This is a genomic window from Nocardia sp. JCM 38205 (assembly GCF_058222935.1).
This window is the reverse complement of the sequence record NZ_JBYHFL010000003.1, coordinates 842,886-865,175: the sequence shown is the minus strand read 5'-3', so window position 1 is coordinate 865,175 and position 22,290 is coordinate 842,886. Positions and strand designations below refer to the sequence as shown.

Below are 22,290 nucleotides of genomic sequence, written 5' to 3'. Positions count from 1 at the left end.
TCATCCACCCCGCCTCCACCACCCACTCCCAACTCACCCCCGACCAACAACTCGCCGCCGGCGTCACCCCCGGCCTGGTCCGCCTCGCCGTCGGCATCGAAGGCATCGACGACATCCTCACCGACCTGCGTGCAGGATTCACGGCGGCGGCGACGTGACCGTGAGCGCCGACCACAGCAGCGCCCGGGTGGCGGCCGAGTTGCCGCCGCCGGACGGGCGCCTCGGGATCATCGCCGTCGGGGATATCGCGCTGGAGAACGGCGCCACCGTCCCCGACGTGCACCTGGCTGTGCAGCGCTGGGGTGAACTGTCACCCGCCCTGGACAACGTGGTGCTGGTGGAGCACGCGCTCACCGGCGATTCCCATGTGGTCGGCGGGCCCGACGAGATCCACCCGCAGCCCGGCTGGTGGGAAGGCATGGTCGGTCCCGGCGCGCCGCTGGACACCGACGAGTGGTGTGTCATCGCGACGAATGTGCTCGGCGGCTGTAAGGGCAGCACCGGGCCGTCCTCGCCGGCGCCGGACGGCAAGCCGTGGGGTTCACGGTTCCCGGAGATCTCCATCCGTGATCAGGTCACCGCCGAGGCCGCTCTGCTGGACCGGCTCGGCGTCGAACGGCTGGCCGCCGTCGTCGGCGGGTCGATGGGCGGCATGCGGGTGCTGGAGTGGATGATCGGCGCACCCGAGCGGGTCGCGGCGGCGCTGGTGCTCGCGGTGGGCGCCCGCGCGACCGCCGACCAGATCGGCACCCAGACCACCCAGATCGCGGCCATCCAGGCCGATCCGGACTGGCAGGGCGGCGACTATCACGACACCGGACGCACACCGACCACCGGAATGGGCATCGCACGTCGCATCGCCCATCTGAGCTACCGCACCGAGGCCGAGCTGGACCACCGCTTCGAGAACCGGCCACAGGGCGATGAGGATCCGTGGCGCGGCGGCCGGTACGCGGTGCAGAGCTACCTGGAGTATCAGGCCGAAAAGCTGTGCAAGCGTTTCGATCCGGCGACCTATGTGCTGCTGAGCGAGGCCATGAACCGGCACGATGTCGGCCGCGGCCGCGGCGGTATCGCCGCGGCGCTGGCGAGTACGCCGGTGCCGTGCGTGGTCGGTGGGGTCGATTCCGATCGGCTGTACCCGCTCTACACCCAGCAGCAGCTGGCCGACGGCCTGCCCGGCTGCCAGGGGCTCGAGATCGTGCATTCCCGCGATGGGCACGACGGCTTCCTCACCGAGGCCGCGGCAGTGTCGAAACTGCTGATCCAGACCATGAACCTGGCCCGCACCGCACGCTGAGGCCCCCTGCGGGCGCCCGGGCGGCTAGCCGACGCCGAGGGTGTTGATGGTGGCCGCGATGAACACGATCGAGCTGCCGAGCAGGGTGAGCGCGCCGACGTCGAACGGCTTGCTGCGCACCGCGAGCAAACCGACCCGCGCCGTGGGCAGGCACAGCCGGAACGCGGCGGCCAGGAGCGTGGCACCGCCGAAGAACAGCGCACCACGGCGCCAGCGCTCCGACGCGACGAACACGATCGCCACCACGATGACCAGCGCCACGAGCACCATCGGCAGATGACAGCGGAAGAACTGCGTCGCCCAACTCTCGCCGGGCCGTCGTTCGGCGGTCGGTGTGTCGGCATCGGTCACGCCGTCGATTGTTGCAGACCTGCCGCGCACACAGCCGTGCGCTCCCAGAGATCCACTTCACGGGGATATCCCCGTAAACTCGACGCTATGACCGCAGCGCACAACTACGACGACCTGCACCGCCTGGTCGACCGGCTGACGCCGGACCAAGCTCGTGCGTTGCGCGCAGTCGCGCTGCAACTCGTCGTCACCGAACCGGCCGAAACCGAACCGTCGACCGAACCGGGCGGTGATCGGCGCAGGCGGCTCTCGTTCGCTGGATTGATGCATGCGGAGCCCGATCTCGCTGCGAGAACGGAAGAGCTGCTCCGCGAGGAACGTGGTAAACAGGCACCGTGATCGTATGCGACACAGGCCCGCTCGTTGCAGTCCTCAATGAGAACGATGCGGACCATCGACGTTGCCTAGATCTCCTCGAGCGGCACCCGGGCCCAGTACTCGTACCCAGCCCCGTACTCGCCGAGGTCTGCTACTTCCTGGAGACCCGTGTTGGTCCCACAGCCGAAGCCAGGTTCCTGGACTCGATCGCTGATGGCGAGATCGAGCTCGTGGAGCTCACCCGAGTCGACCTGGTGCGGATGGCGGAACTGGTCCGGAAGTACGCGGATTTCCCTCTCGGAGCCGTCGATGCCGCGGTCCTCGCGGTAGCCGAACGGCTCGAGCTCGATGAGATCGCAACTCTTGATCGACGGCATTTCGGCGCCGTTCGGACCCGGCATACGAAGCCGCTGCGGCTGCTGCCCGACTGACAACCAGCATTTGGTTGACTGGTGACGTGTTCCGACTGATGTTCCATGAGCCGTGCATTCCGCCCAATACCGGGAACGCGATCCGGTTGGCGGCGGGGACGGGGTGTGAGCTGCATCTGATCGAGCCGCTCGGGTTCGATCTGTCGGAGCCGAAGTTGCGGCGGGCGGGGTTGGATTACCACGACTTGGCCTCGGTGACGGTGCACGCGGATCTGGCGGCGGCGTGGGAAGCGATCCGGCCGGAACGGGTGTTCGCGTTCACCACGCAGGCGAGCACGCGGTTCACCGATGTGCGGTATCGGGCGGGCGATGTGCTGTTGTTCGGGACCGAGCCGACCGGGCTGCCCGCCGAGGTGCTCGCCGATCCGCATATCACCGACCTGGTGCGGATCCCGATGCTGCCGGGGCGGCGGTCGATGAATCTGTCCAATTCGGCGGCGGTCGCGGTTTATGAGGCGTGGCGGCAGCACGGGTTTCCCGACGCGGTCTGAGGCCCCGGCCGATCCGGGTGGCCGGAGGTGCCGCTCAGCCGTCGATCTCGAAGCGTTTGAACCGTGAGGTGGCACCCGCGGTGAGCCGGACCGCGCTCTTGGGCACGCCGTAATGTTCGGCAAGCAACTCGATCGCGGCCTTGTTCGCCTTGCCTTCCACGGCAGACGCGCGGACGTAGAGCCGCATGGTGCCGTCGTCGAGGATTTCGACGAGCGGGCCCTTACGGCTGTTCGGTGTGATCGTCGCCCGGACGGTCGGCACGCGATTCTCCTGTAGCGCCAGTGTCTTTGCCTGCCTCGCCGGGTTTCCCGGCACCGGACGGCACGGTCTGCTCGGCGGGTACCGCGGCGGTGGCAGCCTCCCCCCGGCGGGGCCTGCGCACCAGCCGCGCGATCGCCCACACGAGCGCGCCGATCACCACGATGAAGCCGACCCACGGAACCGCTGTGCCGAGGAAGACCACGGCGTCCTTCAACCAGTCGACCAGCGAGTTCCAGCCGGAGACGATGCCGTCCCAGAAATTGCTCGGCCCCTCCTCGGGTTCGGTTCGGGTACTGGAGATCTCGATGGTCAGCGTGGACAGCGCGATCTGATCGTCGAGCAGGCGCTTCTGCCCGGTGAGACTGTCGAGTTCGGCCTGGCGGCTCGACAGCGCCTGTTCGGCGGCGAGCAGATCAGCGGTATTGGTGGCCTCGGCCATCAATACCCGCAGCCGGTCGACGGAGGCCTGCAGGGCCTTGATCCTGGCGTCGAGGTCCTGCCACTGCATCGTGACGTCATCACGGTTGGTGCTCACCTCGGTGACTTCGCCGATATCGCCGAGCCGGCCGATGAAATCGTCGGTGTGCTCGGCCGGGATCCGGACGGTGAGCCGGGCGCTGGGCACGTTGTCGTCGGTGCCTGGGCGTTCGGTGCGGCTGTCGACGCGCCCCCGCACTGCGGTGACCTGCGCTGTCACCTTGCCTGCCGCGTCGATGGGATCGGCGGAGACGATCTCGATCTGCCCGGTGATCACTTCCTTGCGGTCGGCGTCGACCTCGCCGCCGGTGCCCTGTTCCTTGGCAGGCGCCTGTTCGCGGAAGCCCGGCGTCGCGGCGGGACCCGGCATGTCGGCGACGGTGGGCGTGTGGCCGCCGACGGCCGACTCACGGTCGTCGTCATCGCCGCAGCCGACGACGAGCAAGGCCAGGCCGAGCAGGGCGATCAACAACACCGCGAGCTTGCGCATGGTCGCAGCGTAGCGGCTCGTCTCGGGCTCGACACGCTTCTCGTTCACCGGAAGTCGCGGGACTTGCCCGCCATCCGCAGATCCAGCTGCCGCAGGGTCTCGGCGTACACACTCACCGCGCCTTCGGCGTTCTGGATCCGGCCGCGAATGATCAACGCTCTCGCGGTCTGCGCGAGTCTGCGGTAGCGAGTCCACAGGCCGACCGAGCAGACGATATTGACCATGCCGGTCTCGTCTTCCAGGTTCAGGAAGGTGACACCGGCGGCGGTGGCCGGGCGCTGCCGGTGGGTGACGGCGCCGCCGACGAGAACTCGGGAACCGTCGGGCACCGACAGCAGCCGGTCGGCCGGGATCACGCCCATCGCGTCGAGTTCGGCGCGCAGGAATTCGGTGGGATAGCTGCCGGGCGAGATACCGGTGGCCCAGACGTCGGCAGCGGCCAATTCCAGTGCGCTCATTCCGGGGAGAGCCGGTGCCTCGGCGGCGGCGACCAGGCCGGGTAAGCGATCCGATCGTTCGGCGGCCGCGGCACCCGCCGCCCACAACGCCGTGCGGCGAACACTGCTCGCGCCGGGAGCAGCGCCACCGGGGGGCGGCTCGGACCGCGCGGGGATCGACGCCGGCGGTGTTCGGTTCGTGGCCGCGCGCACCGGGATCGCGGCGCCGGAGGGGCTGCCGTTCCGAGTCGAGGCCACAGTGGTGACACTGTCCAGCGCACCGGCCGTCGCCAGCGATTCCGCCTGGCGGACAGTGAGTTCCACCCGGCCGGTCAGGTCGAGCAACGAGGTGTACGGTCCGCTCTCCTCGCGAGCGGCGACGATCTTCTCGGCGAGTTCCGCCCCGATATAGCGGACCGCCGCCAACCCGAGCCGCACCTGGGTGCCGCGCTGTTCGAGGGTGGGTTCGGCGCGACTGGCATTGATATCGGGTCCGTGCACCACCACACCGTGCCTGCGCGCATCGGCCACCAGCGATTGCGGCGAGTAGAAGCCCATCGGCTGGGCGCGCAGCAGACCGGCGCAGAAGGCGGCCGGATGATGCAGTTTGAACCACGCCGAATAGAACACCAGCGCAGCGAAACTCTGCGAATGGCTTTCCGGAAAACCGAAATTCGCGAAGGCGTACAGCTTTTCGTAGATGCGATCGGCGACCTCGCCGGTGATACCGTGCAGATCGCGCATGCCCTGATAGAGCCGCGCCTTGAGCCGTTCCATGCGTTCGGGTGAGCGTTTCGAGCCCATAGCGCGCCGCAATTGATCGGCTTCGGCCGCGGTGAAACCGGCGACGTCGACGGCTATCTGCATGAGCTGTTCTTGGAACAGCGGCACGCCGTAGGTGCGCGCCAAGGTCTTCTGCAACGAGGGATGGTCGAAATCCCAGTCCTCCTGACCATTGCGGCGGCGAATATACGGATGCACCGAACCGCCCTGGATCGGGCCGGGCCGGATCAGCGCCACCTCGACCACCAGGTCGTAGAACTCACGCGGTTTCAGCCGGGGCAGCGTCGCCATCTGGGCACGCGACTCCACCTGGAACACCCCGATCGAATCGGCCTTCGACAGCATCTCGTACACAGCGGTTTCGGCCAGATCCAGCTTGTGCAGCTCGACGGTGACGCCTTCGTGTTCACGCACCAGATCGATCATGTAGTGCAACGCCGAGAGCATGCCGAGGCCGAGCAGATCGAATTTCACCAGCCCGGCGGCGGCGCAATCGTCCTTGTCCCACTGCAATACGCTGCGGCCGGGCATGCGCGCCCATTCCACCGGGCAGACGTCGGCGATGGGGCGATCGCAGATCACCATGCCACCGGAATGGATACCGAGGTGACGCGGCAGCCCTTCGATATCGGCGGCCAGTTCCAGGACCCGTTCCGGGATATCGGTGCCGGTTTCGGCGCCGACACCGGTCCAGCGGCTCACCTGTTTGCTCCACGCGTCCTGCTGGCCGGTGGAGAAACCGAGCGCGCGGGCAGCGTCGCGGACCGCCGATTTACCGCGATAGGTGATCACATTCGCCACCTGAGCGGCGTACTCGCGGCCGTAGGCGTGGTAGACGTGCTGGATCGCTTCCTCGCGACGATCGGATTCGATATCGATGTCGATATCGGGCGGGCCGTCGCGTGCGGGCGAGAGGAACCGTTCGAACAGCAGATTGTTGCGCACCGGATCGACATTGGTGATGCCGATGGCGTAGCAGACCGCGGAATTGGCGGCCGATCCCCGACCCTGGCACAGGATGCCGTTGTTCTTGCAGAACGTGACGATGTCGTGCACCACCAGGAAGTAACCGGGGAACTTCATGCCGGTGATCACGGCGAGCTCGTGCTCGATCTGGCGGTAGGCGGCGGGATTCTCCTGCGGCGCTCCGTAACGTTCGGCGGCCCCTTGCAGGGTGAGTTCCCGCAGCCAGGAATTCTCGTCGTGACCCTCGGGCACCGGGAACGGCGGCAGCTCCGGCGCGATCAACTTGAGGTCGAAGGCGCATTCGCGGGCCAGGGCGACGGCGTTGGCGACGGCCTGCGGGCAGTCGGCGAACAATCGCGCCATTTCCGCCCCCGAGCGCAGATGTGCCCCACCGGTGGGGGCCAGCCAGCCCGCCATCTCGTCGAGGCTGCTCCTGGACCGGATCGCGGCCAGCGCCATGGCGCGATGCCGTTGCGCCGGGGAGGCGAAATGCGCGCCGGTGGTGGCGACGACGGGCAGCCCGAGCCGATCGGCCAGCGCGATGAGGTGGGCGTTGCGTTCATCGTCGGCGGGCAGCCCGTGATGGGTGAGCTCCACGCTCACCCGCTCGGCGCCGAAGCGTTCGACCAGATCGCGCAGCGCCGCCTCGGCGCGCACCGGCTCGCTGCCCGCCCGCAGGTCCTGCTCCAGCGCCTGCCGGAGCGCCCCCTTCCGGCATCCGGTGAGGATCTGCCAGTGCCCGCCCGCGGCTGCGGTGAGGGTGTCGAGGTCGTAGCGCAGAATCCCCTTCTCGCCCGCGGCCATATGCGCCGCCGCGATCTCCCGCGACAACCGCCGGTACCCCTCCTGCCCACGGGCCAGCACCAGCAGATGCACCCCCGGTGGATCCGGTTCCCCCGTCCGCGCCGCGGAGTCGGGGGCACCCGAATGCGGCCTCGGCGCAGCCGTATCCCGCGGCGAGGGTTCCGCCGAAGCACTCTCCGCATCGACCGGCAGCGATCGAAGCCCGGCCCGGGCCGGACGTGACGGATGCGGCGGCGGATCGACCGGCGAGCGCGATTCCGTTGCGGCAAGGGTCAATTCAGCGCCATAGACGGTGGCGATATCCCATTCCCGTGCCGCCTCGAAGAAGCGGACCGCCCCGTAGAAGCCGTTGTGATCGGTGAGGGCGATGGCCTCGAGTCCGAGCCGGGCCGCCTCCTCGACCAGCTCCTCCGGATGGCTCGCGCCGTCGAGGAAGCTGTAGGCCGAATGCGCGTGTAACTCGGCGTAGGGCACGACCGGGCCGAGGGGGCGGACGTCATCGCCGTCGGCGAGATATTCACCGCGTTTACGCGACCACGCGGGGCTGTCGCCGCCGTCGCCCGGGTACATCGAATCCGGATCGTGCCTGCCCGGCCGCCCGGACAGCACCCGCTCCAGCTCCGACCAACTCGGTGGCCCGTTACTCCAGCCCATGGCGTGGCCTCACCTCACCGGACGCTGATCAGCTCGCCTTGAGCCGCTCGGTGGAGCCGGCGTCCAGCGCGCCGGCCACATGGTCGAGCCCGGTACGGATCACCTGACCGTAGGCATCGTTGGCGAGGACCTCGAGATGCCCCTTGGCCAGCGCCAATTGCATACGGGCGGAATCGAAATCGCCGACGCGGCGGTGGCTGTCGGCCAGGTTCAGGTACAGCGAGGGCAGGAATCCGCGCATGCCCTCATCGAGCGGACTGCCCGGCGCGAACACCGCCGCGAGCGCCCGCTGATCCCACAGCAGCGCCTCCTCGGCCGTGTCGACCACATCGGCGAGATGGTGGGCGATCACGCAGCGGTGCAGCGGATCACCGTGTTCGCCGATCTCCTCCCACAGCCTGTGTAGCGCGTTTCGCGCCGCCTGCTGATCCACACCGCCGAGCCGCACCGCGGCATAGATATCCGCCATCCGATCGTCCGTCATGGCCCCAGTATCGCACATATGTTCGAACAATTTCGAGTGTTCGAACCCGGGTCGCCGATGTTCTCCGGCTGTGATGTAAACCACTTGGCACCGAACTTACTTGAGAGTAAGTTCGGTGCCGACAGACCTGCAAAGGAGCAGCGATGACCTCAGCCGACGATGCCGCCACCCGCGAGAAGATCCGGCGCGATCAGCGCAGCCGCGATCTCACCGGCCGCCATGTCGTGATCACCGGCGCCTCCTCCGGCATCGGCCGGGCCGCCGCCATCGCCGTCGCCGACAAGGGCGCGGTGGTGTTCCTGCTCGCCCGCCGAGGCGAGGAGCTCGCGGCCGTGGTCGAGGAGATCCGCGCGGCGGGCGGCAGTGCGTTCGGATACCAGTGCGACGTCACCGATTCCGAGTCGGTGGATCAGGCGGTCGAAGCGATCCTGCGCGAGCACGGCCACGTCGACATGCTGGTGAACAACGCGGGCCGCTCCATCCGGCGCGCCATCCACCGCTCCACCGACCGGCTGCACGATTTCGAACGCACCATGGCGGTCAACTACTTCGGCGCCCTGCGGATGACGCTGGCACTGCTACCGCAGATGCGTGAGCGCAAGTTCGGCCACATCGTCAATATCAGCAGTGCGGGCGTGCAGGTCGCCACGCCCCGCTTCGCGGCCTATCTGGCCAGCAAGGCGGCGCTGGACAAGTTCACCGAGGTGGCCGCGGTGGAGACGCTGGCCGACGGCGTCACCTTCACCACCATCCACATGCCGTTGGTGCGCACCCCGATGATCACCCCGAGCGGCAATCAGGGGCCGTCCGAATCGCCGGAATGGGCCGCCGCCACCATCGTCCGCGCGCTCAGCGAACGCCCCAAACGCATCGACGTACCCCTCGGCACACTCGCCGAATACGGCGGCATCATCACCCCCAAGCTGCGCGATCGCATCCTGCACCGCTACTACCGCGCACTCCCCGACTCCCCCGCCGCCCGCGGCGAAGCCGACGACACCGCCGAGCCCGCCGCCACCCTCGCCCCGCCGCATGAACCCCGCCCCCGCTCGGCGGCCCGCAAGGTCACCGGCGCCGCCCTGCGCCGCGCCGCCCGCTGGGTCCCCGGCACCCACTGGTGAGCCGCGAACGGTAGCCGGCCGCGCCACCCCGGCAGCAGCCGATACCGCGCGGTCGGCCCGCGGACTCGCCCGGGCAGCCGGCCCGGTGCTCAGTGGCCGAGGAAAGGCAGTACGGCGGCGGCGAATTCGCGGTAGCGGTCGCGATGGATGCTGTGCCCGCAGGTGAAGGCGGTGACCGAGCAGTCGGGGATCGAGGTGCGCATGACCTCGAGTTTCTCCGGATCGACCATGCCGCCGGGCCCGCCGCGCAGCACCAGTGTCGGCGCGCTGATCTCGGTGAGCCGCTCCCACCATTCCGGATGCGGTTTGCGGAACTGTTCGAGCGCGGTGCGCGTCATCGACCGGTCGAAGGCCAGCACGGCGCGCGGATGACGCACCAGGCTGGAGGTGGCGTGCCACAGTTCGGGCGGGGTCGGCAATCTACGGGTGAGCGTCAGCTCCTCGGTGCCGGAACGCAGCGGCAGCGGGCATTCCTCCATGACCAGGCGGCGCACCAGGCTCGGCCGCTCCTGCGCCACACAGGACACCGCGTAGCCGCCGAGCGAATGCCCGACCAAGTCCACTCGATCCAGTTCGAGGTGATCGCACAAGCGCAGCACGTCGGCGCCGAACTCGCCGAACAGATACGACTCGGTATGCGCGCTGCGGCCGTGGCCGCGCAGATCGGGGATGATGACGCGACGTCCGGCCCGCACGAGTTCACGGGCGAACCGGTCCCAGGTGTGGCCGTCACCGCCCATGCCGTGCACCAGCACCACCGGGACGTCGTCGACCGCGACCGCCCCGGAGTCCCGGTAGGCGATCAGCACGTCGCCGAGCGCGACCCTGGCCGTCGTCAGATTCACGATTGTCGAGAATACCGGCGATCACCAGGGGAAAGTCGATGATCTGGCACACACGGGCAGGCCCGCGCTCATTCGTAGAGCCCTTCCACATGCCACCGGCCGTCGCGGGCGATGAGCAGCAGGCTGTGCGGGCCGGGTAGTTCGACCTGCACGCGGGCGGCGGGCGCGGATCCGGCGGACCACCAGAGCTCGTCCATCGGCCACGGACCCGCCCACGCGGTCAGCTCCCACTGCTTACCGCCCCAGCGCAAACGCGCGGGAGTCGCGCTGAACAGCCCGCGCTCGGTGACGTGCACCGGGGCGCCGCCCGCCGATTCCAGCTCGACCCGGGGCCGGTTCATCATGAGCACCGCGGGCGCCGGTTCGGGCAGCCTGCCCGGCCACGGCAGCGTGGGATCGGCGGCAGGCACCTGTTCGTCGCCGAGCGCGACCATGGTGATCCGCTCCGCGGGGCCGCGTCCGCCGCTGAGCACCCCGACCTGCACCGCCGCACCACCGAGCAGGCCCTGCACCCGGACCAGGGCGCGCATCGCCCGCGCATCGGTGCTGCCGGCATCGCCCCACAGCCCGAGCTGGAGCGCCGCGGCCGGAATCACCTCGACCGGTTCCAGCCGCAGCAGGGTGATCGGGGCGGTGGGCCCGCCGGAACCACCGGTGTCGCGATGGGTGAGCCAGCCGTCCAGCTGCCAGCGCACCCGGTCGGCGACGCCGTCGGCGGTCAGCGGTTCGGCGCAGCGCCAGACGCGGGTGAGCCGTTCACCGGCGGCGGTCTCGGCGAACACCGCGAGCCTGGTGCAGGCCACCGCCGCGGCCGAGAACGCGGCATGGGCGCGGGTGGCGAGCATGCGCCCGGCGAAGGCGGCGGCGTCGACCCGGTCGATCGGCGGATCGCACGACAACTCCACCGTCAGATCGCGCGGCGGGGTGCGCGCGGACGGCGGACGTTCGGGCAGGGCGCGAGCGCAGCGGTGCGCCGCGATCGCGTCGGCGCCGAACCGGGAGCCGACCTGGGCCGGAGTGAGCGCGGCGAAATCGCCGACGCGCCGCAACCCGAGCCGATGCAGCAGATCCACCAGCTCGACCCGTTCGGGCGCGGCCAGCGCCGGTTCGACGGCCAGCTCACCGATCGGCAACGGTGCCAGGAAATCCGCCCCCGCTCCTGGCGCCACGATGGTGTCGCGACGCGCGGCGAGCACCGCCGTGGACACTTCATCGGCGATCCCGATCTGGGCCTCGGCTCCTGCCGCGGCCACCACGTCGACGAGCCGTTCGGCCGCGGCTTCCTCGGAGCCGAAGAACCGGGCCGCGCCGCGCACCCCGAGGACCAGCAGCCCCGGCCGCAGCACTTCCACACCGGGGACCGCGGCGTCGACCGCGGCCACCACCGGCTCGAACAACCGTGCGTCCCGATCCGGATCGGCCTTGGCGATATAGAGCTCGGGGCAGCGGGCCTGCGCCTCCCGGCGGCGCAGCCCGCGCCGCACCCCGTCGGCCCGTGCGGTCGCCGAACACGCCACCACCTTGTTGGCCGACAACACCGCGACCGGCCGGCTGGCGGGCACCTTCCCCAGTGCCGCCGCCGCGACCGCGGGCCAATCCGGGCACCACACCGCGAGGACCCGGGCCGGTCGGGTCATGGTGGATCACCGTCCCTGGCCGCGTGCTCTTTCGTCGACTCCGCTGCCGCGGTCCTGCGCGGCGACCAACCGCGCAGGATCCACCCGGCCCGGTCGGCGGCCTTCATGAGGCGGCGTCCCGCACATCGCTGGGTTCACTTGTGGCCGCGCGGGTTTCGCTGCTCGTCCATTCCATGCGTCCCGCGCGCCTGCGCAGCGTGATACCGCCGGTGCGCGGCGTCGAGGCCCGGCCCGCCACCTCGACCTCCAGGGAGATCGAATCGAGCCTGCCGCGGCCGAGGCCGAGCCCGGTATAACCGGCCACCCGGGTGCCGAGCCGCAGCGACGGAGCGGGCCAGCGGCCGCCGGTGACGACCAGGACGGCGCCTTTGTTCCTGGCCCGCGCGGCGATCACCCTGGCCCTTGCCGGGGCGACGGCAGCGCCACCGAGGTCGAGTAGGACCAGATCGAGCCCGTCGAGCAACACCGCGGCCACCTCCAGCGCATCCTGGCCCGGATCGGCGACGACGGCGATCCGGCCCAGCTGCGCCCCCATCTCCGCCGCCGCGAGCAAGCCGAGCTTCGGCATGCCGACCACCGCCGCATGCCCGCCGTCGGTGGTGACCGCGGCCAGCAGGCCCGCCAGCAGCGATCCCGCACCCGCGTACGCCACCACCGACCCCTTGACCAGACCACCGTCGGGCAGGAGCTCGGCCAGCGCCGACGGTACGGGCAGCGTTTGCCTGCGCACACCCTCCGAAGTGGGCAATCGGGCGGCTGCGGATTCGCCGCGGCCAGGTACCGCCGCGATCTTGCGCCGCAGCTCCGCCAGCTCCTGCGCCGTCGCACGCCCCGGTTCCCGCGAATCCGAACCCATCACTCACCTACCTCTACGGGGACTCCTGCTCCGGCCGACGGCACCGGAACCTGCCCGACGCACCGTCCGAGCTCGGCCGATCCGGCTGCGCCCGGCCCGGCGATGGTCACCACACGCGCACCTCGCGGCGCCTGTCCGCCGAAGAAACCCCGATTCCTCGACGGTTCAGCACCGATCCAGCTATCGATCTGTCTCGAATATACGTTCGAATGACTCCCAGTAGAAACCCGCCCCTGAGATCCGTCAAGCGCGCGCCGCGGCCCCTCGCGCGGCGGCCGCCGTGACCACCGTCACGACGGCGAACTCCCGGTCCGAATCCGGCCAGCTACCACGGAATTCGGCTAGTCTCGCACCATGATCGATCGTCCCCGTCCCATCGTCGGCCCGGACTATCTGGTGGCCGGCCGCTACCGCCTGCAATCGAAACTCGGCGGCGGCGGCATGGGCGCGGTCTGGCTCGCGACCGACCGGCTGCTGAACCGCGACGTCGCCATCAAGCAGGTGCTGTCCACCGCCGGGCTCGACGAGGACGAGGCGAACCGGATCCGCGAGCAGATCATCCACGAGGGCCGGGTCGCGGCCAAGCTCTCCCACGAACATGCCATCGCGGTCTACGACGTGGTGCTCGAGGCCGGTGAGCCCTGGCTGGTGATGGAGCACCTACCCTCGCGCAGCGTGGCCAAGGCGCTCGGGCTGTTCGACGCGCTGCCGGTGATCGAGGTCGCGCAGATCGGCGCGCAGGTCGCCGACGCGCTGGCCGCCGCACATGCCGTCGGCATCGTGCACCGCGACATCAAACCGGGCAATATCCTCGTCGCCGATCGCGGGCCAGGCGTGGGGATGGCCAAGCTCAGCGACTTCGGCATCTCGCGCGGTTCGGGAGAGTCCGCCGACGAACCCGATGGCGTCATCACCGGCACCCCCGCCTACCTGCCGCCGGAAGTGGCCCGCGGTGCCAGGCCGACCGAGGCCAGCGATGTGTTCTCCCTCGGCGCCACCCTCTACACCGCCATCGAGGGCCAGCCGCCGTTCGGCTTCGACGACGACAGCGACGCCATCGTCGAGCGCGCGGCCATGGCGCAGATCATTCCGCCCAGCCGCAGCGGTGTGCTCACCCAGGCGCTGCTGCACATGATGGAGCCGGCGCCGCAGCGTCGCCCGACCATGGCCGAGGCCAGGGACGAAATCCTCACCGCCGCTTTCGGTCCCGGCACCGCGCCCTACATCATCGGCGCACCGGTGCGCACCGAGGACGGCACCATCCCCGCCTGGGCGGCCCGCAATTCGGCGTCGGGGCTGCGCAGCCCGCTGTCGACCCCGCTGCCGCGCCGCACCCAGCCCGCACAGGCGCCGGTCGCGCCCGCTCAGCCGCAGCTGGGTGCCAAGAAGTTGCCGCAGCCGAGCAACGCGCCGCTGGCCATCGCGATCGGCATGCTGATCGGATTGGTGATCATCATCGCCGTCATCGTCGCGCTGCTGTAATCGCAGGCCCTAATCGATCCGCCTGCGGTGCGCCCAGCGGGTCAGCGCGTTGCGGTTGGACTGCTGGGTTTTGCGCAGCACGTTGGAGGCGTGGGTCTCCACTGTTTTCACCGAGATGAACAGGGTTTCGGCGATTTCGCGGTAGGTGTAGCCGCGCGCGAGCAGGCGCAGCACCTCCAACTCGCGCGGGGTCAGCGAATCCAGTTCCGGATCCAGCGGCGGTTCCGGCGCCGGGGATTTCCCGGTGAACGAGTCGAGGACGAAACCGGCCAGCCTGGGGCTGAACACCGCGTCGCCGCCCGCGACCCGGCGGATGCCGTCGGCCAGTTCGGCGCCGGAGATGGTCTTGGTGACGTAGCCGCGCGCACCCGCCCGGATCACCGCGATCACGTCCTCCGCGGCATCCGACACACTCAGCGCCAGGCACACCGGGCCGTCATCGATCCCGGACAGCACCGCGACACCGCCACCGTCGGGCATGTGCACGTCCAACAGCACCACATCGGGGCGGGTGCTGTTGATCCCGGCCACGGCCTCGGCCACCCCGCCGGCCTCACCGACCACCTCCATATCGGTTTCCCGGCTCAACTCCGCCCGCACCCCGGAACGGAACACGGCGTGATCGTCGACGAGAAAGACCTTCACCGCCACCTACTTCTCCTTCACCGGACAGCCCTATCCGCCGTCACCACTGTGTCGCGGTCGCCCGCGACAGTTCCATCGGTACCACACCTGAGACGACGGTCAGCGCTGCTCAGCGCGCACCGCGGACCCGCTCGTCCGTGTCGGCGGCTGCTCGACAACCACCTCGGCGGCTTCCTCGGGGCGAGCCTCGGCACCTGCCGCGGTGTCCTGCTCGGCCCCGGTACCAGTCTCGGTACCGGAATCGGTGCGCGGCATGATGATCCGCACCTCGGTGCCGCGCCCGAGCGTGGACACGATCTCCACCTGCCCGCCGCGCCGCTCCACCCGGCCGCGAATGGATTTGGCCAGCCCCTGACGATCCGCGGGCACCGCGTCGACGTCGAAGCCGACACCGCGATCGCGCACGAACACACTCACCTGGTGGGGTTCGGTCTCGGCGAACAGATCGATGACGGGCACGTCCGCGTGTTTGGCGGCATTCACCAGCGCCTCGCGCGCGGCACCGAGCACGGCGGTGAAATGTTCCTTTGGCAGGCCGGATCCGGTGTCGGCGATATCCATCGATACGTCGCCGACGGTCACCGGCGTCACCTTCACCCCGTGCTGGTCTTCCACCTCACCGGCAATGGTGCGCAGCGCCGCGGCCAGGCTGGACTGGGCGGGTGCGGCGTCCTCGAACAGCCAGCGGCGCAGTTCGCGTTCCTGGCTGCGCGCCAGCCGCACCACCTCGTGCGGATCATCGGCCTGACGTTGGATCAGCGCGAGCGTCTGCAACACCGAATCGTGCAGGTGGGAGGCGATCTCCTCGCGTTCCTCATTGCGGATGCGGGCGGCGCGTTCGGCGTTCAACGCCCGCATCATCCGCAGCCACAGCGGCACCGACAGCAACCCGGCCCCGAGCAGCGTCACCGCGACGGCCAGCAGCGCCGAACCGAGCGAACCGATATCGATCCCGGCCAGCACCACCACCGCCAGCCCGGCCACGATCAGGGTGATGCCCGCGACGATGCGTGACCAGGTCACCATCGTCGGTTTGGCAGGCAGCCCGAGCAGCGACCGCGGGCCGTCCGCGTCGTACTCGCGCCATACCAGGGCCGCACCGACCGCCACCGCGATCAGCGGGACGATGATCCGCGCCGCGGTCCCGCTGAACAGCGCCGACATCGCCACCGACAACCCGAACCCGAGCAGCGCGAGCCCGATGGCCTGGCGCCGTTCCTGCCCGGACGGCCGCACATCGTCGGCGCCGCCAGGAGTGAAGATCCACAACATCGCATACGCGACGATCCCCGCCCCCGCCAGCGCGGACAGCAACACGAATGCCATCCGCACCTTGAACACGTCGACCCCGAGATGGTCGGCGATGCCGCCGGCCACCCCGCCGACGATCCGCCCACCCGTGCGCCGCACCAACCGCCCCCGCGCCTGCTCCCCTGGCTCGGCCACCCCGCGAGCAGCATCGAACCCACGCGCGTCGAACGCCGGAACAGACGGATACATACTCCCGATACTGGCACGCATCGCCGACACCCAGCCATCGGGAAACACCCTGAGATCGGCGGTAGCGATTTCCGTCGGTGCGGTTCAGGAGGATTTTCAGGGTGAACCCCGATGCGCAGGACGCAGGCCGGGGCAGACCATGGATCCCATGACGAAGACGAGCTTCGGTGAGCAGCTTCAGCAGATGTGGCGGACGCGGCCGGTGCGGTTGCCGCGGCGCGGGCCGATCGCGGGCGTGGCCGCCGGGTTCGGGCAGCGCTACAACGTCGATCCGGTGCTGGTGCGGGTGGCGTTCGTGGTGTCGACGATCTTCGGCGGGGCAGGCATCGTGCTGTATCTGCTGGCATGGCTGTTGTGCAGCGCGGAAGGCGACGAGACCTCGGCGGCCGAGTCGCTGGTCGGCAAGGGGCACAGCTCCCAGTCGCAGACCAAGACCATCGTGTTGATCGTCGCGCTCGCCATCGCGGTGAGCGCGGTCGGGCCGATCGGGGTCGGACTCGGCGGGTCCGGGGTGATCGGGCTGGCGTTCATGCTGGCGGGTTGGTGGATGCTGTATCTGCGCACTCCACAGCCGCCCGCTCCCGAATTCGACGACCGGCTCGCCGGTACCGGATATCCGGGCACCGCCTTCCCACAGACCGCTCCGCTGTGGACCGGCGCTCCCCCGTTCCCCACACCCACCTACGGCCCGTACACGCCGTATACGAAACTGCCGGATCAGTACGTCCCGGATCAGCCGGTGGTGCTCGACAAGGCCACCGATGCGCCCCGAGCCGCGCGGTCCGAGGAGAACAGGACCGACGTGCTGAACACCGATCGCCCCACCGAGGTCCTCGCGAGCACCCAGACCACCGACGTCCTGCATACCGGCGAGGCCACCGCGGCCTCGTCGCCGAGCCCTGCACCGGACGCCGACGCGCTGCCGGACGACGAGCCAGGTTCCACCGGCCTCGCCGCTACCGGGCCGGCCGAACCGGCGAAACCCCAGCTCACCAAGGCCACGCAACCGGCGCCGAATGCCCTGCGCACCGCAGGGGTGACCCCGCCCTCCTGGGATCCGCTCGGTGTGGCACCGCTGGCCTGGGATCTGCCCGAACCGTCGCCCGTGCGCACGGTGGTCGCACCGGAGCCGAAGAAGCCGCGCTCCCGGCTGACACCGGTGGTGCTCGGTCTGGCGATACTCGCCGCGGCGGGCGCGGGTGCGGCGGCCGCGTCCGGAGTGGAATGGATGACGCCGGGCCGGATCGCCGCGGTCGCACTCGGCGTGATCGGTCTCGGCCTGATCCTCGGTGCGTTCCTGCGCCGCGGCTACGGATTGCTGGTGGTGACCGCGCCGCTGGCCGGGTTCGTTGTACTGGCCTCGATGATCGGGCCGATCGATTTCGACGGCGCCACCATGGGCGAGCAGGTCTGGACTCCGGCGGCGACCACGGACCTGAAGCCGGGCTACGGCGTCACGATGGGGTCGGGCACGCTGGATCTGCGCCGGCTGGCGCTCACCGAGAACCGCACCGTCGACGTGTCGGTGCGGATGGGCGAGGCGATCGTGCTCGTGCCCGAGAATATGAACGTCCGCGCCGACTGCACGGTGCGGATGGGCGAGGCCCAATGCCCCGAAGGTCTGATCGGGCCCGGCGGTGACGCACCGGTGCTCGATCTCACCATTGATGTCCGAGCGGGAAGTGCGGAGGTGCGCCGTGGCTGACAACCACACCGAAACCCGTCACGGGCCGTCGTTCTCGCTGCTGATCGTCGGCCTACTGGCGCTGGCATTGAGCGTCTGGGCCATGCTCGGCCCGGTGTCGTGGCCGGCGACAGGGGTCGTCTCGATCGGCTGGATCATCGTGGTGACGGCCATCGTCGTCGGACTGCTGCTCGTGCTGTCCCCACGTAAACGTCGATAGCACAACCGAATACGAACCGCCCGCCGCCCCGGCGGGCCGTTCGCGTCGAACACCCGGATCCACCCGCCGCGGTCGGCTCGAGAAACCCTCCGCGGCAACCCGACTCGACCGACAGGAGATCCGATGTCGCAGCACAGTTCCGACCATCCCGAACAGCGCGATCATCCGCGGCTGACGTCCGAAGAGCCTGCGGCCGAGCCCGCTCCCGCCGCTCCGGCGGCGGGTGTTCCGCTGGGCCGCATCATCCTCGGCCGCGCCTGGCCCTACCGGGTCGGCTGAATCATTCCCATTCGATGGTGCCCGGCGGCTTGCTCGTGACGTCGAGCACCACGCGATTGACCTCGGCCACCTCGTTGGTGATCCGGGTCGAGATGCGCTCGAGCACGTCGTAGGGCAGGCGGGTCCAGTCCGCGGTCATGGCGTCCTCGCTGGACACCGGGCGCAGCACAATCGGATGACCGTAGGTGCGGCCGTCGCCCTGCACGCCGACGCTGCGGACATCGGCGAGCAGCACCACCGGGCACTGCCAGATCTGCCGGTCCAGCCCGGCCGCGGTGAGCTCTTCCCTGGCGATGGCGTCGGCCTGGCGCAGCGTGTCCAGCCGATCCTCGGTGACCTCGCCGACGATGCGGATGGCCAGGCCCGGGCCGGGGAACGGCTGCCGGGAAATGATCTCCTCGGGCAGGCCGAGCTCGCGCCCGACCGCGCGGACCTCGTCCTTGAACAGCAGCCGCAGCGGCTCGACCAGCTCGAATTCCAGGTCTTCCGGCAGTCCGCCGACATTGTGATGGGACTTGATGTTGGCGGTGCCCGCACCGCCGCCGGATTCCACGACATCCGGGTACAGCGTGCCCTGCACCAGGAACTCGACCTTCGGGGTGGCACCATCGCTGCCGGCCTGCTCGCCGACGACCTCGGAGACCGCGTCTTCGAAGGACCGGATGAACTCCCGGCCGATGATCTTGCGCTTCTCCTCCGGATCGGTGACGCCCTTCAGCTCACCGAGGAACTGATCGACCGCGTCGACGGTCACCAGCCGGGCGCCGGTCGCGGCGACGAAATCCTGCTGCACCTGCTCACGCTCACCCGAGCGCAGCAGGCCGTGGTCGACGAACACACAGGTCAGCTTGTCGCCGATGGCGCGCTGCACCAGCGCACCCGCGACCGCGCTGTCCACGCCGCCGGACAGCGCGCAGATGGCGTGCCCGTCGCCGACCTGCTCACGCACCCGCTCGATCAGCGATTCGGCGATATTGGCCGGGGTCCAGGTGGCCGGGATGCCCGCGATCTCGTGCAGGAAGCGGCTGAGCACCTGCTGGCCGTGCGGGGAATGCAGCACCTCGGGGTGGTACTGCACACCGGCCAGCCGACGGGCCGGATGCTCGAACGCGGCCACCGGCGCACCGGCGGTGGTACCGGTGACCTCGAAACCGGCAGGCGCGTCGGTGACGGCGTCACCGTGGCTCATCCACACCGGCTGGATGGTGGGCAGGCCGCCGTGCAGCACACCACCATCGATATTGAGTTCGGTGCGGCCGTATTCGCGGGTGCCCGTGTGGGCGACGGTGCCGCCGAGGGCCTGCGCCATCGCCTGGAAGCCGTAGCAGATGCCGAATACCGGCACCTCGAGGTCGAACAGCCGCGCGTCCAGCTGCGGCGCGCCCTCGGCGTAGACGCTGGACGGCCCGCCGGACAGGATGACGGCCAGCGGCTGCCGTTCGGCGATCTCCTCGACCGAGGCGGTGTGCGGGACCACCTCGGAGTAGACACTCGCCTCGCGGACTCGACGGGCGATCAGCTGCGCGTACTGCGCACCGAAGTCGACGACGAGGACGGGTCTCTGCGAATCTGCCACCCGAACAGTCTAGAGCTCGGTCTTCTCCGCTCCGACCGCAGCCCGCACGGCGCCGAATCGCCCGACGCACCCCGGTACGGCTGACTATCCTCGACGTCGTGCCATTCGCCCGCGCGATCGATGCCGACATCCACTACGAGGACACCGGCGGCAACGGTCCGCTGGTGCTATTGGCACACGAATTCTTCATGGACCGCACCATGTTCGCCGCGCAGATGGACGCGCTGGCCCCGGAGTTCCGCATCGTCACCTGGGATGCGCGCGGACACGGCCACACCAGAGACCAGGGCCTGCCGTTCACCTACTGGACCGCCGCGCGGGACGCGCTGACCGTGCTCGACCATCTCGGTGCCGAACGCGCCGTGGTCGGCGGCACGGCCCAAGGCGGGTTCACCGCCCTGCGCACCGCGCTCATCGCGCCCGAACGGGTCGCGGGACTGATCCTGATCAGCACCGAAGCACACGGGCCCACGCCCGAGCAGTCGACGGCCACACAGCGTTTCCTGGCCGAGTGGTACGACGACGGCTCCCGTCCGCGCGCCGTGCAACGCCTCGCGCACTGGCTCATCGGCGACCACGACCGGCATCGCTCGGTGTGGACCGAACGCTGGCTCGCCCACGACCGCCACCGCATCGAAGTGGCCGCGGGCTGCCTGCTCGGCCGCGATTCGGTGCTGGACCGGCTGTCCGAGATCAGCTGCCCGGCCCTGGTCGTGCACGCCAGCCACAGCGGCATCGCCCGCGAGCGCGGCAAACTGCTCGCCGAATCGATTCCTGGATCGACGTTCGTGGAAATCGACGGCGCGCGGCTGGCGGTGACGATGACCCATCCGGACCCGGTCAATCACGCGATCCGGCAGTTCCTGCGCGGCCGCGCCGTCAGTTCCGCCGGTCGCGGCCGCTGAACACCATCAGGCGCGGACGCTGAGTCCGACCTTCTGGAACTCCTTCAGATCCGAGTACCCGGCCTTCGCCATCGAACGGCGCAGCCCGCCGACGAGGTTGAGCGAACCGAACGGATCATCCGACGGCCCGAACAGCACCCGCTCCAGGCTCGGCCGCACCGAATCCTCGCCGTCGCCACCCAGCTCCCACGGATCGTCCACATGCAGCAGCGAACCGCGCGGGACCGAGGGATGCGCGGCGGCCGACGGCCAGTACCAGCCGCGCCCCGGCGCCTCGGCGGCCGCGGCCAGCGGCACCCCGATCATCGCCGCGTCCGCGCCGCAGGCGATGGCCTTCGCCAGCTGACCCGAGGCCGCGATATCGCCGTCGGCGATCACGTGCACATAGCGGCCGCCGGTCTCGTCCAGGTAGTCGCGGCGCGCCGCGGCGGCATCGGCGATCGCCGTCGCCATCGGCACCCCGATACCCAGCACCTCACCGGTGGTGGTGGCGCCCGGGTAGGAGCCGTAACCGACGATGACGCCTGCCGCGCCGGTGCGCATCAGATGCAGCGCGGTGCGGTGATCGCTCACCCCACCGGCCACCACCGGCACATCCAGCTCGGCGATGAAGGTCTTCAGGTTCAGTGGCTCGCCGTCGCCGACGTGCTCGGCGGAGATGATCGTGCCGTGCACCACCAGCAGGTCGATGCCGGCCTGCACCAGCGCCGGCGTCAGCGACTGCGCGTTCTGCGGGCTCACCCGCACCGCCGTCGTCACGCCTGCGGCCCGCACCTGCGCGACCGCCGCGGCCAGGAGATCGGGCTGCATCGGCGCAGCGTGCAGCTCCTGCAAGAACGAGATCGCCCGGTCGTAGCCACCCTTGGCGACCAGATCGAGCAACTGCTCGATCTTGGCCGACACATCCGCGTGCCGCGCCCACAGTCCCTCACCATTGATGACGCCGAGGCCACCGAGCCGGCCGAGCTCGATCGCGAACTCCGGCGAGACCAGGGCATCGGTCGGGTGGGTCAGGAACGGGATCTCGAACCGGTAGGCATCCAGCTGCCAGGCCAGCGACACCTGCTTGGCCGAGCGGGTGCGGCGCGAGGGGACGATATCGATATCGTCCAGCTCGTAGGTACGGCGGGCCGTCCGGCCCATCCCGATCTCGACCATGTCGCGCACTGCTCGCTCCTGTATCTAATTGCGGCGCCTCCGGCGCCGCGTGTTCGCGGCCCCCGGTGTCTCGTGTTTTTTCGAACATTCCCTTTCCTTTGCGTTCTTGGCCGTCGCCCACAACCCAAAAAAGG

General features: G+C 69.8%; 23 protein-coding genes. 11 read left to right on the top strand and 12 right to left on the bottom strand.

All coding sequences use genetic code 11. The features are described from left to right. On the top strand, window positions 1–158 hold a 158-nt coding region (locus AC4HOU_RS15510; RefSeq protein WP_195006976.1), incomplete at its 5' end, for a PLP-dependent transferase. Then, window positions 155–1,300 (top strand): homoserine O-acetyltransferase MetX, encoded by a 1,146-nt coding sequence (gene metX / locus AC4HOU_RS15505; RefSeq protein ID WP_194990813.1) that lies wholly within the window; start codon window positions 155–157, stop codon window positions 1,298–1,300. The genes AC4HOU_RS15510 and metX, both read left to right, overlap by 4 nt. Before the next feature lie 24 nt (window positions 1,301–1,324). On the opposite strand, the gene AC4HOU_RS15500 is transcribed toward metX, so the two are convergent. Next, window positions 1,325–1,570 carry a DUF3017 domain-containing protein gene (locus tag AC4HOU_RS15500; protein WP_178128450.1) on the bottom strand — a complete coding sequence of 82 codons (246 nt, stop codon included), beginning with the start codon at window positions 1,568–1,570 and terminating at the stop codon, window positions 1,325–1,327. A 168-nt stretch (window positions 1,571–1,738) separates the two neighbouring features. Here AC4HOU_RS15500 and AC4HOU_RS15495 point away from each other — a divergent pair, with 168 nt between their 5' ends. Genes AC4HOU_RS15495 through AC4HOU_RS15485 form a run of 3 tightly spaced genes read left to right on the top strand, consistent with a single transcriptional unit; the run spans window position 1,739 to window position 2,891 of the window. Beyond that, window positions 1,739–1,990, top strand: a complete 252-nt coding sequence (locus tag AC4HOU_RS15495) for a hypothetical protein (RefSeq protein ID WP_194990814.1) — start codon at window positions 1,739–1,741, stop codon at window positions 1,988–1,990. Further along, window positions 1,987–2,400 (top strand): type II toxin-antitoxin system VapC family toxin, encoded by a 414-nt coding sequence (locus AC4HOU_RS15490; RefSeq protein ID WP_194990815.1) that lies wholly within the window; start codon window positions 1,987–1,989, stop codon window positions 2,398–2,400. The genes AC4HOU_RS15495 and AC4HOU_RS15490 overlap by 4 nt, the downstream gene beginning before the upstream one ends. A gap of 26 nt (window positions 2,401–2,426) precedes the next feature. Then, complete coding sequence (locus AC4HOU_RS15485; protein WP_163817805.1) at window positions 2,427–2,891, top strand: tRNA (cytidine(34)-2'-O)-methyltransferase; 465 nt, start codon at window positions 2,427–2,429, stop codon at window positions 2,889–2,891. A 34-nt stretch (window positions 2,892–2,925) separates the two neighbouring features. Here the strand turns inward: AC4HOU_RS15485 and AC4HOU_RS15480 are convergent, their stop codons facing one another. From AC4HOU_RS15480 to AC4HOU_RS15465, 4 genes are read right to left on the bottom strand one after another with little or no spacing between them, the layout of a single operon-like run. Next, a complete protein-coding gene (locus AC4HOU_RS15480) occupies window positions 2,926–3,153 on the bottom strand; it encodes a DUF167 domain-containing protein (protein WP_194990816.1) in 228 nt (75 codons plus the stop codon). After that, window positions 3,113–4,120 carry a DUF4349 domain-containing protein gene (locus AC4HOU_RS15475; protein ID WP_194990817.1) on the bottom strand — a complete coding sequence of 336 codons (1,008 nt, stop codon included), beginning with the start codon at window positions 4,118–4,120 and terminating at the stop codon, window positions 3,113–3,115. Before AC4HOU_RS15475 ends, AC4HOU_RS15480 begins: the two co-directional genes overlap by 41 nt. Window positions 4,121–4,164: 44 nt before the next feature. Then, entirely contained in the window at window positions 4,165–7,764 is a 3,600-nt protein-coding gene (locus AC4HOU_RS15470) for an error-prone DNA polymerase (RefSeq protein WP_194990818.1), read from the bottom strand. 28 nt (window positions 7,765–7,792) lie between these two features. Further along, a complete protein-coding gene (locus AC4HOU_RS15465) occupies window positions 7,793–8,248 on the bottom strand; it encodes a hypothetical protein (RefSeq protein WP_175586028.1) in 456 nt (151 codons plus the stop codon). Window positions 8,249–8,391: 143 nt separating this feature from the next. On the opposite strand from AC4HOU_RS15465, the gene AC4HOU_RS15460 reads away from it, so the two are divergent. Continuing rightward, window positions 8,392–9,369: an SDR family NAD(P)-dependent oxidoreductase gene (locus tag AC4HOU_RS15460; protein ID WP_194990819.1), complete on the top strand. Its 978-nt coding sequence runs from the start codon at window positions 8,392–8,394 to the stop codon at window positions 9,367–9,369. Window positions 9,370–9,458: 89 nt separating this feature from the next. Here the strand turns inward: AC4HOU_RS15460 and AC4HOU_RS15455 are convergent, their stop codons facing one another. From AC4HOU_RS15455 to imuA', 3 genes are all read right to left on the bottom strand, one after another. Continuing rightward, window positions 9,459–10,214, bottom strand: a complete 756-nt coding sequence (locus tag AC4HOU_RS15455) for an alpha/beta fold hydrolase (protein WP_163817977.1) — start codon at window positions 10,212–10,214, stop codon at window positions 9,459–9,461. 68 nt (window positions 10,215–10,282) lie between these two features. After that, window positions 10,283–11,851 carry a DNA polymerase Y family protein gene (locus tag AC4HOU_RS15450; protein WP_195006975.1) on the bottom strand — a complete coding sequence of 523 codons (1,569 nt, stop codon included), beginning with the start codon at window positions 11,849–11,851 and terminating at the stop codon, window positions 10,283–10,285. 103 nt (window positions 11,852–11,954) lie between these two features. Then, window positions 11,955–12,707, bottom strand: a complete 753-nt coding sequence (gene imuA' / locus AC4HOU_RS15445) for a DnaE2-dependent mutagenesis accessory factor ImuA' (protein ID WP_194992798.1) — start codon at window positions 12,705–12,707, stop codon at window positions 11,955–11,957. Between the two features lie 354 nt (window positions 12,708–13,061). On the opposite strand from imuA', the gene AC4HOU_RS15440 reads away from it, so the two are divergent. Then, window positions 13,062–14,189 carry a serine/threonine-protein kinase gene (locus tag AC4HOU_RS15440; protein WP_163816970.1) on the top strand — a complete coding sequence of 376 codons (1,128 nt, stop codon included), beginning with the start codon at window positions 13,062–13,064 and terminating at the stop codon, window positions 14,187–14,189. 9 nt (window positions 14,190–14,198) lie between these two features. On the opposite strand, the gene AC4HOU_RS15435 is transcribed toward AC4HOU_RS15440, so the two are convergent. Together AC4HOU_RS15435 and AC4HOU_RS15430 are read right to left on the bottom strand one after the other, a co-directional pair. Further along, complete coding sequence (locus AC4HOU_RS15435) at window positions 14,199–14,834, bottom strand: response regulator (protein ID WP_138456382.1); 636 nt, start codon at window positions 14,832–14,834, stop codon at window positions 14,199–14,201. Between the two features lie 99 nt (window positions 14,835–14,933). Next, window positions 14,934–16,334 carry a PspC domain-containing protein gene (locus tag AC4HOU_RS15430; protein WP_228815275.1) on the bottom strand — a complete coding sequence of 467 codons (1,401 nt, stop codon included), beginning with the start codon at window positions 16,332–16,334 and terminating at the stop codon, window positions 14,934–14,936. 139 nt (window positions 16,335–16,473) lie between these two features. Here AC4HOU_RS15430 and AC4HOU_RS15425 point away from each other — a divergent pair, with 139 nt between their 5' ends. From AC4HOU_RS15425 to AC4HOU_RS15415, 3 genes are all read left to right on the top strand, one after another. After that, entirely contained in the window at window positions 16,474–18,039 is a 1,566-nt protein-coding gene (locus AC4HOU_RS15425) for a PspC domain-containing protein (protein WP_195006974.1), read from the top strand. Further along, on the top strand, window positions 18,032–18,238 hold the full coding sequence (locus AC4HOU_RS15420; RefSeq protein WP_194992782.1) for a hypothetical protein: 207 nt from the start codon (window positions 18,032–18,034) through the stop codon (window positions 18,236–18,238). Before AC4HOU_RS15425 ends, AC4HOU_RS15420 begins: the two co-directional genes overlap by 8 nt. 123 nt (window positions 18,239–18,361) lie before the next feature. Continuing rightward, complete coding sequence (locus tag AC4HOU_RS15415) at window positions 18,362–18,517, top strand: hypothetical protein (RefSeq protein ID WP_194992781.1); 156 nt, start codon at window positions 18,362–18,364, stop codon at window positions 18,515–18,517. 1 nt (window position 18,518) lies between these two features. Here AC4HOU_RS15415 and guaA read toward each other — a convergent pair whose 3' ends face one another. Further along, on the bottom strand, window positions 18,519–20,093 hold the full coding sequence (gene guaA / locus AC4HOU_RS15410; RefSeq protein WP_163816978.1) for a glutamine-hydrolyzing GMP synthase: 1,575 nt from the start codon (window positions 20,091–20,093) through the stop codon (window positions 18,519–18,521). A gap of 98 nt (window positions 20,094–20,191) precedes the next feature. Here guaA and AC4HOU_RS15405 point away from each other — a divergent pair, with 98 nt between their 5' ends. Further along, the gene (locus tag AC4HOU_RS15405) at window positions 20,192–20,998 is read left to right on the top strand and encodes an alpha/beta fold hydrolase (protein ID WP_163816980.1); all 807 of its coding nucleotides are present in this window, start codon (window positions 20,192–20,194) and stop codon (window positions 20,996–20,998) included. Between the two features lie 6 nt (window positions 20,999–21,004). On the opposite strand, the gene AC4HOU_RS15400 is transcribed toward AC4HOU_RS15405, so the two are convergent. Then, entirely contained in the window at window positions 21,005–22,165 is a 1,161-nt protein-coding gene (locus AC4HOU_RS15400; RefSeq protein ID WP_036533472.1) for a GuaB3 family IMP dehydrogenase-related protein, read from the bottom strand. Window positions 22,166–22,290: the final 125 nt, after the last annotated feature.

Coding starts and splice junctions, on each gene's coding strand:
- AC4HOU_RS15500 (WP_178128450.1), bottom strand. CDS start 1,570: ATGGTGCTCGTGGCGCTGGTCATCGTGGTGGCGATCGTGTTCGTCGCG.
- AC4HOU_RS15495 (WP_194990814.1), top strand. CDS start 1,739: ATGACCGCAGCGCACAACTACGACGACCTGCACCGCCTGGTCGACCGG.
- AC4HOU_RS15475 (WP_194990817.1), bottom strand. CDS start 4,120: ATGCGCAAGCTCGCGGTGTTGTTGATCGCCCTGCTCGGCCTGGCCTTG.
- AC4HOU_RS15470 (WP_194990818.1), bottom strand. CDS start 7,764: ATGGGCTGGAGTAACGGGCCACCGAGTTGGTCGGAGCTGGAGCGGGTG.
- AC4HOU_RS15465 (WP_175586028.1), bottom strand. CDS start 8,248: ATGACGGACGATCGGATGGCGGATATCTATGCCGCGGTGCGGCTCGGC.
- AC4HOU_RS15460 (WP_194990819.1), top strand. CDS start 8,392: ATGACCTCAGCCGACGATGCCGCCACCCGCGAGAAGATCCGGCGCGAT.
- AC4HOU_RS15450 (WP_195006975.1), bottom strand. CDS start 11,851: ATGACCCGACCGGCCCGGGTCCTCGCGGTGTGGTGCCCGGATTGGCCC.
- imuA' (WP_194992798.1), bottom strand. CDS start 12,707: ATGGGTTCGGATTCGCGGGAACCGGGGCGTGCGACGGCGCAGGAGCTG.
- AC4HOU_RS15440 (WP_163816970.1), top strand. CDS start 13,062: ATGATCGATCGTCCCCGTCCCATCGTCGGCCCGGACTATCTGGTGGCC.
- AC4HOU_RS15430 (WP_228815275.1), bottom strand. CDS start 16,334: ATGTATCCGTCTGTTCCGGCGTTCGACGCGCGTGGGTTCGATGCTGCT.
- AC4HOU_RS15425 (WP_195006974.1), top strand. CDS start 16,474: ATGGATCCCATGACGAAGACGAGCTTCGGTGAGCAGCTTCAGCAGATG.
- AC4HOU_RS15415 (WP_194992781.1), top strand. CDS start 18,362: ATGTCGCAGCACAGTTCCGACCATCCCGAACAGCGCGATCATCCGCGG.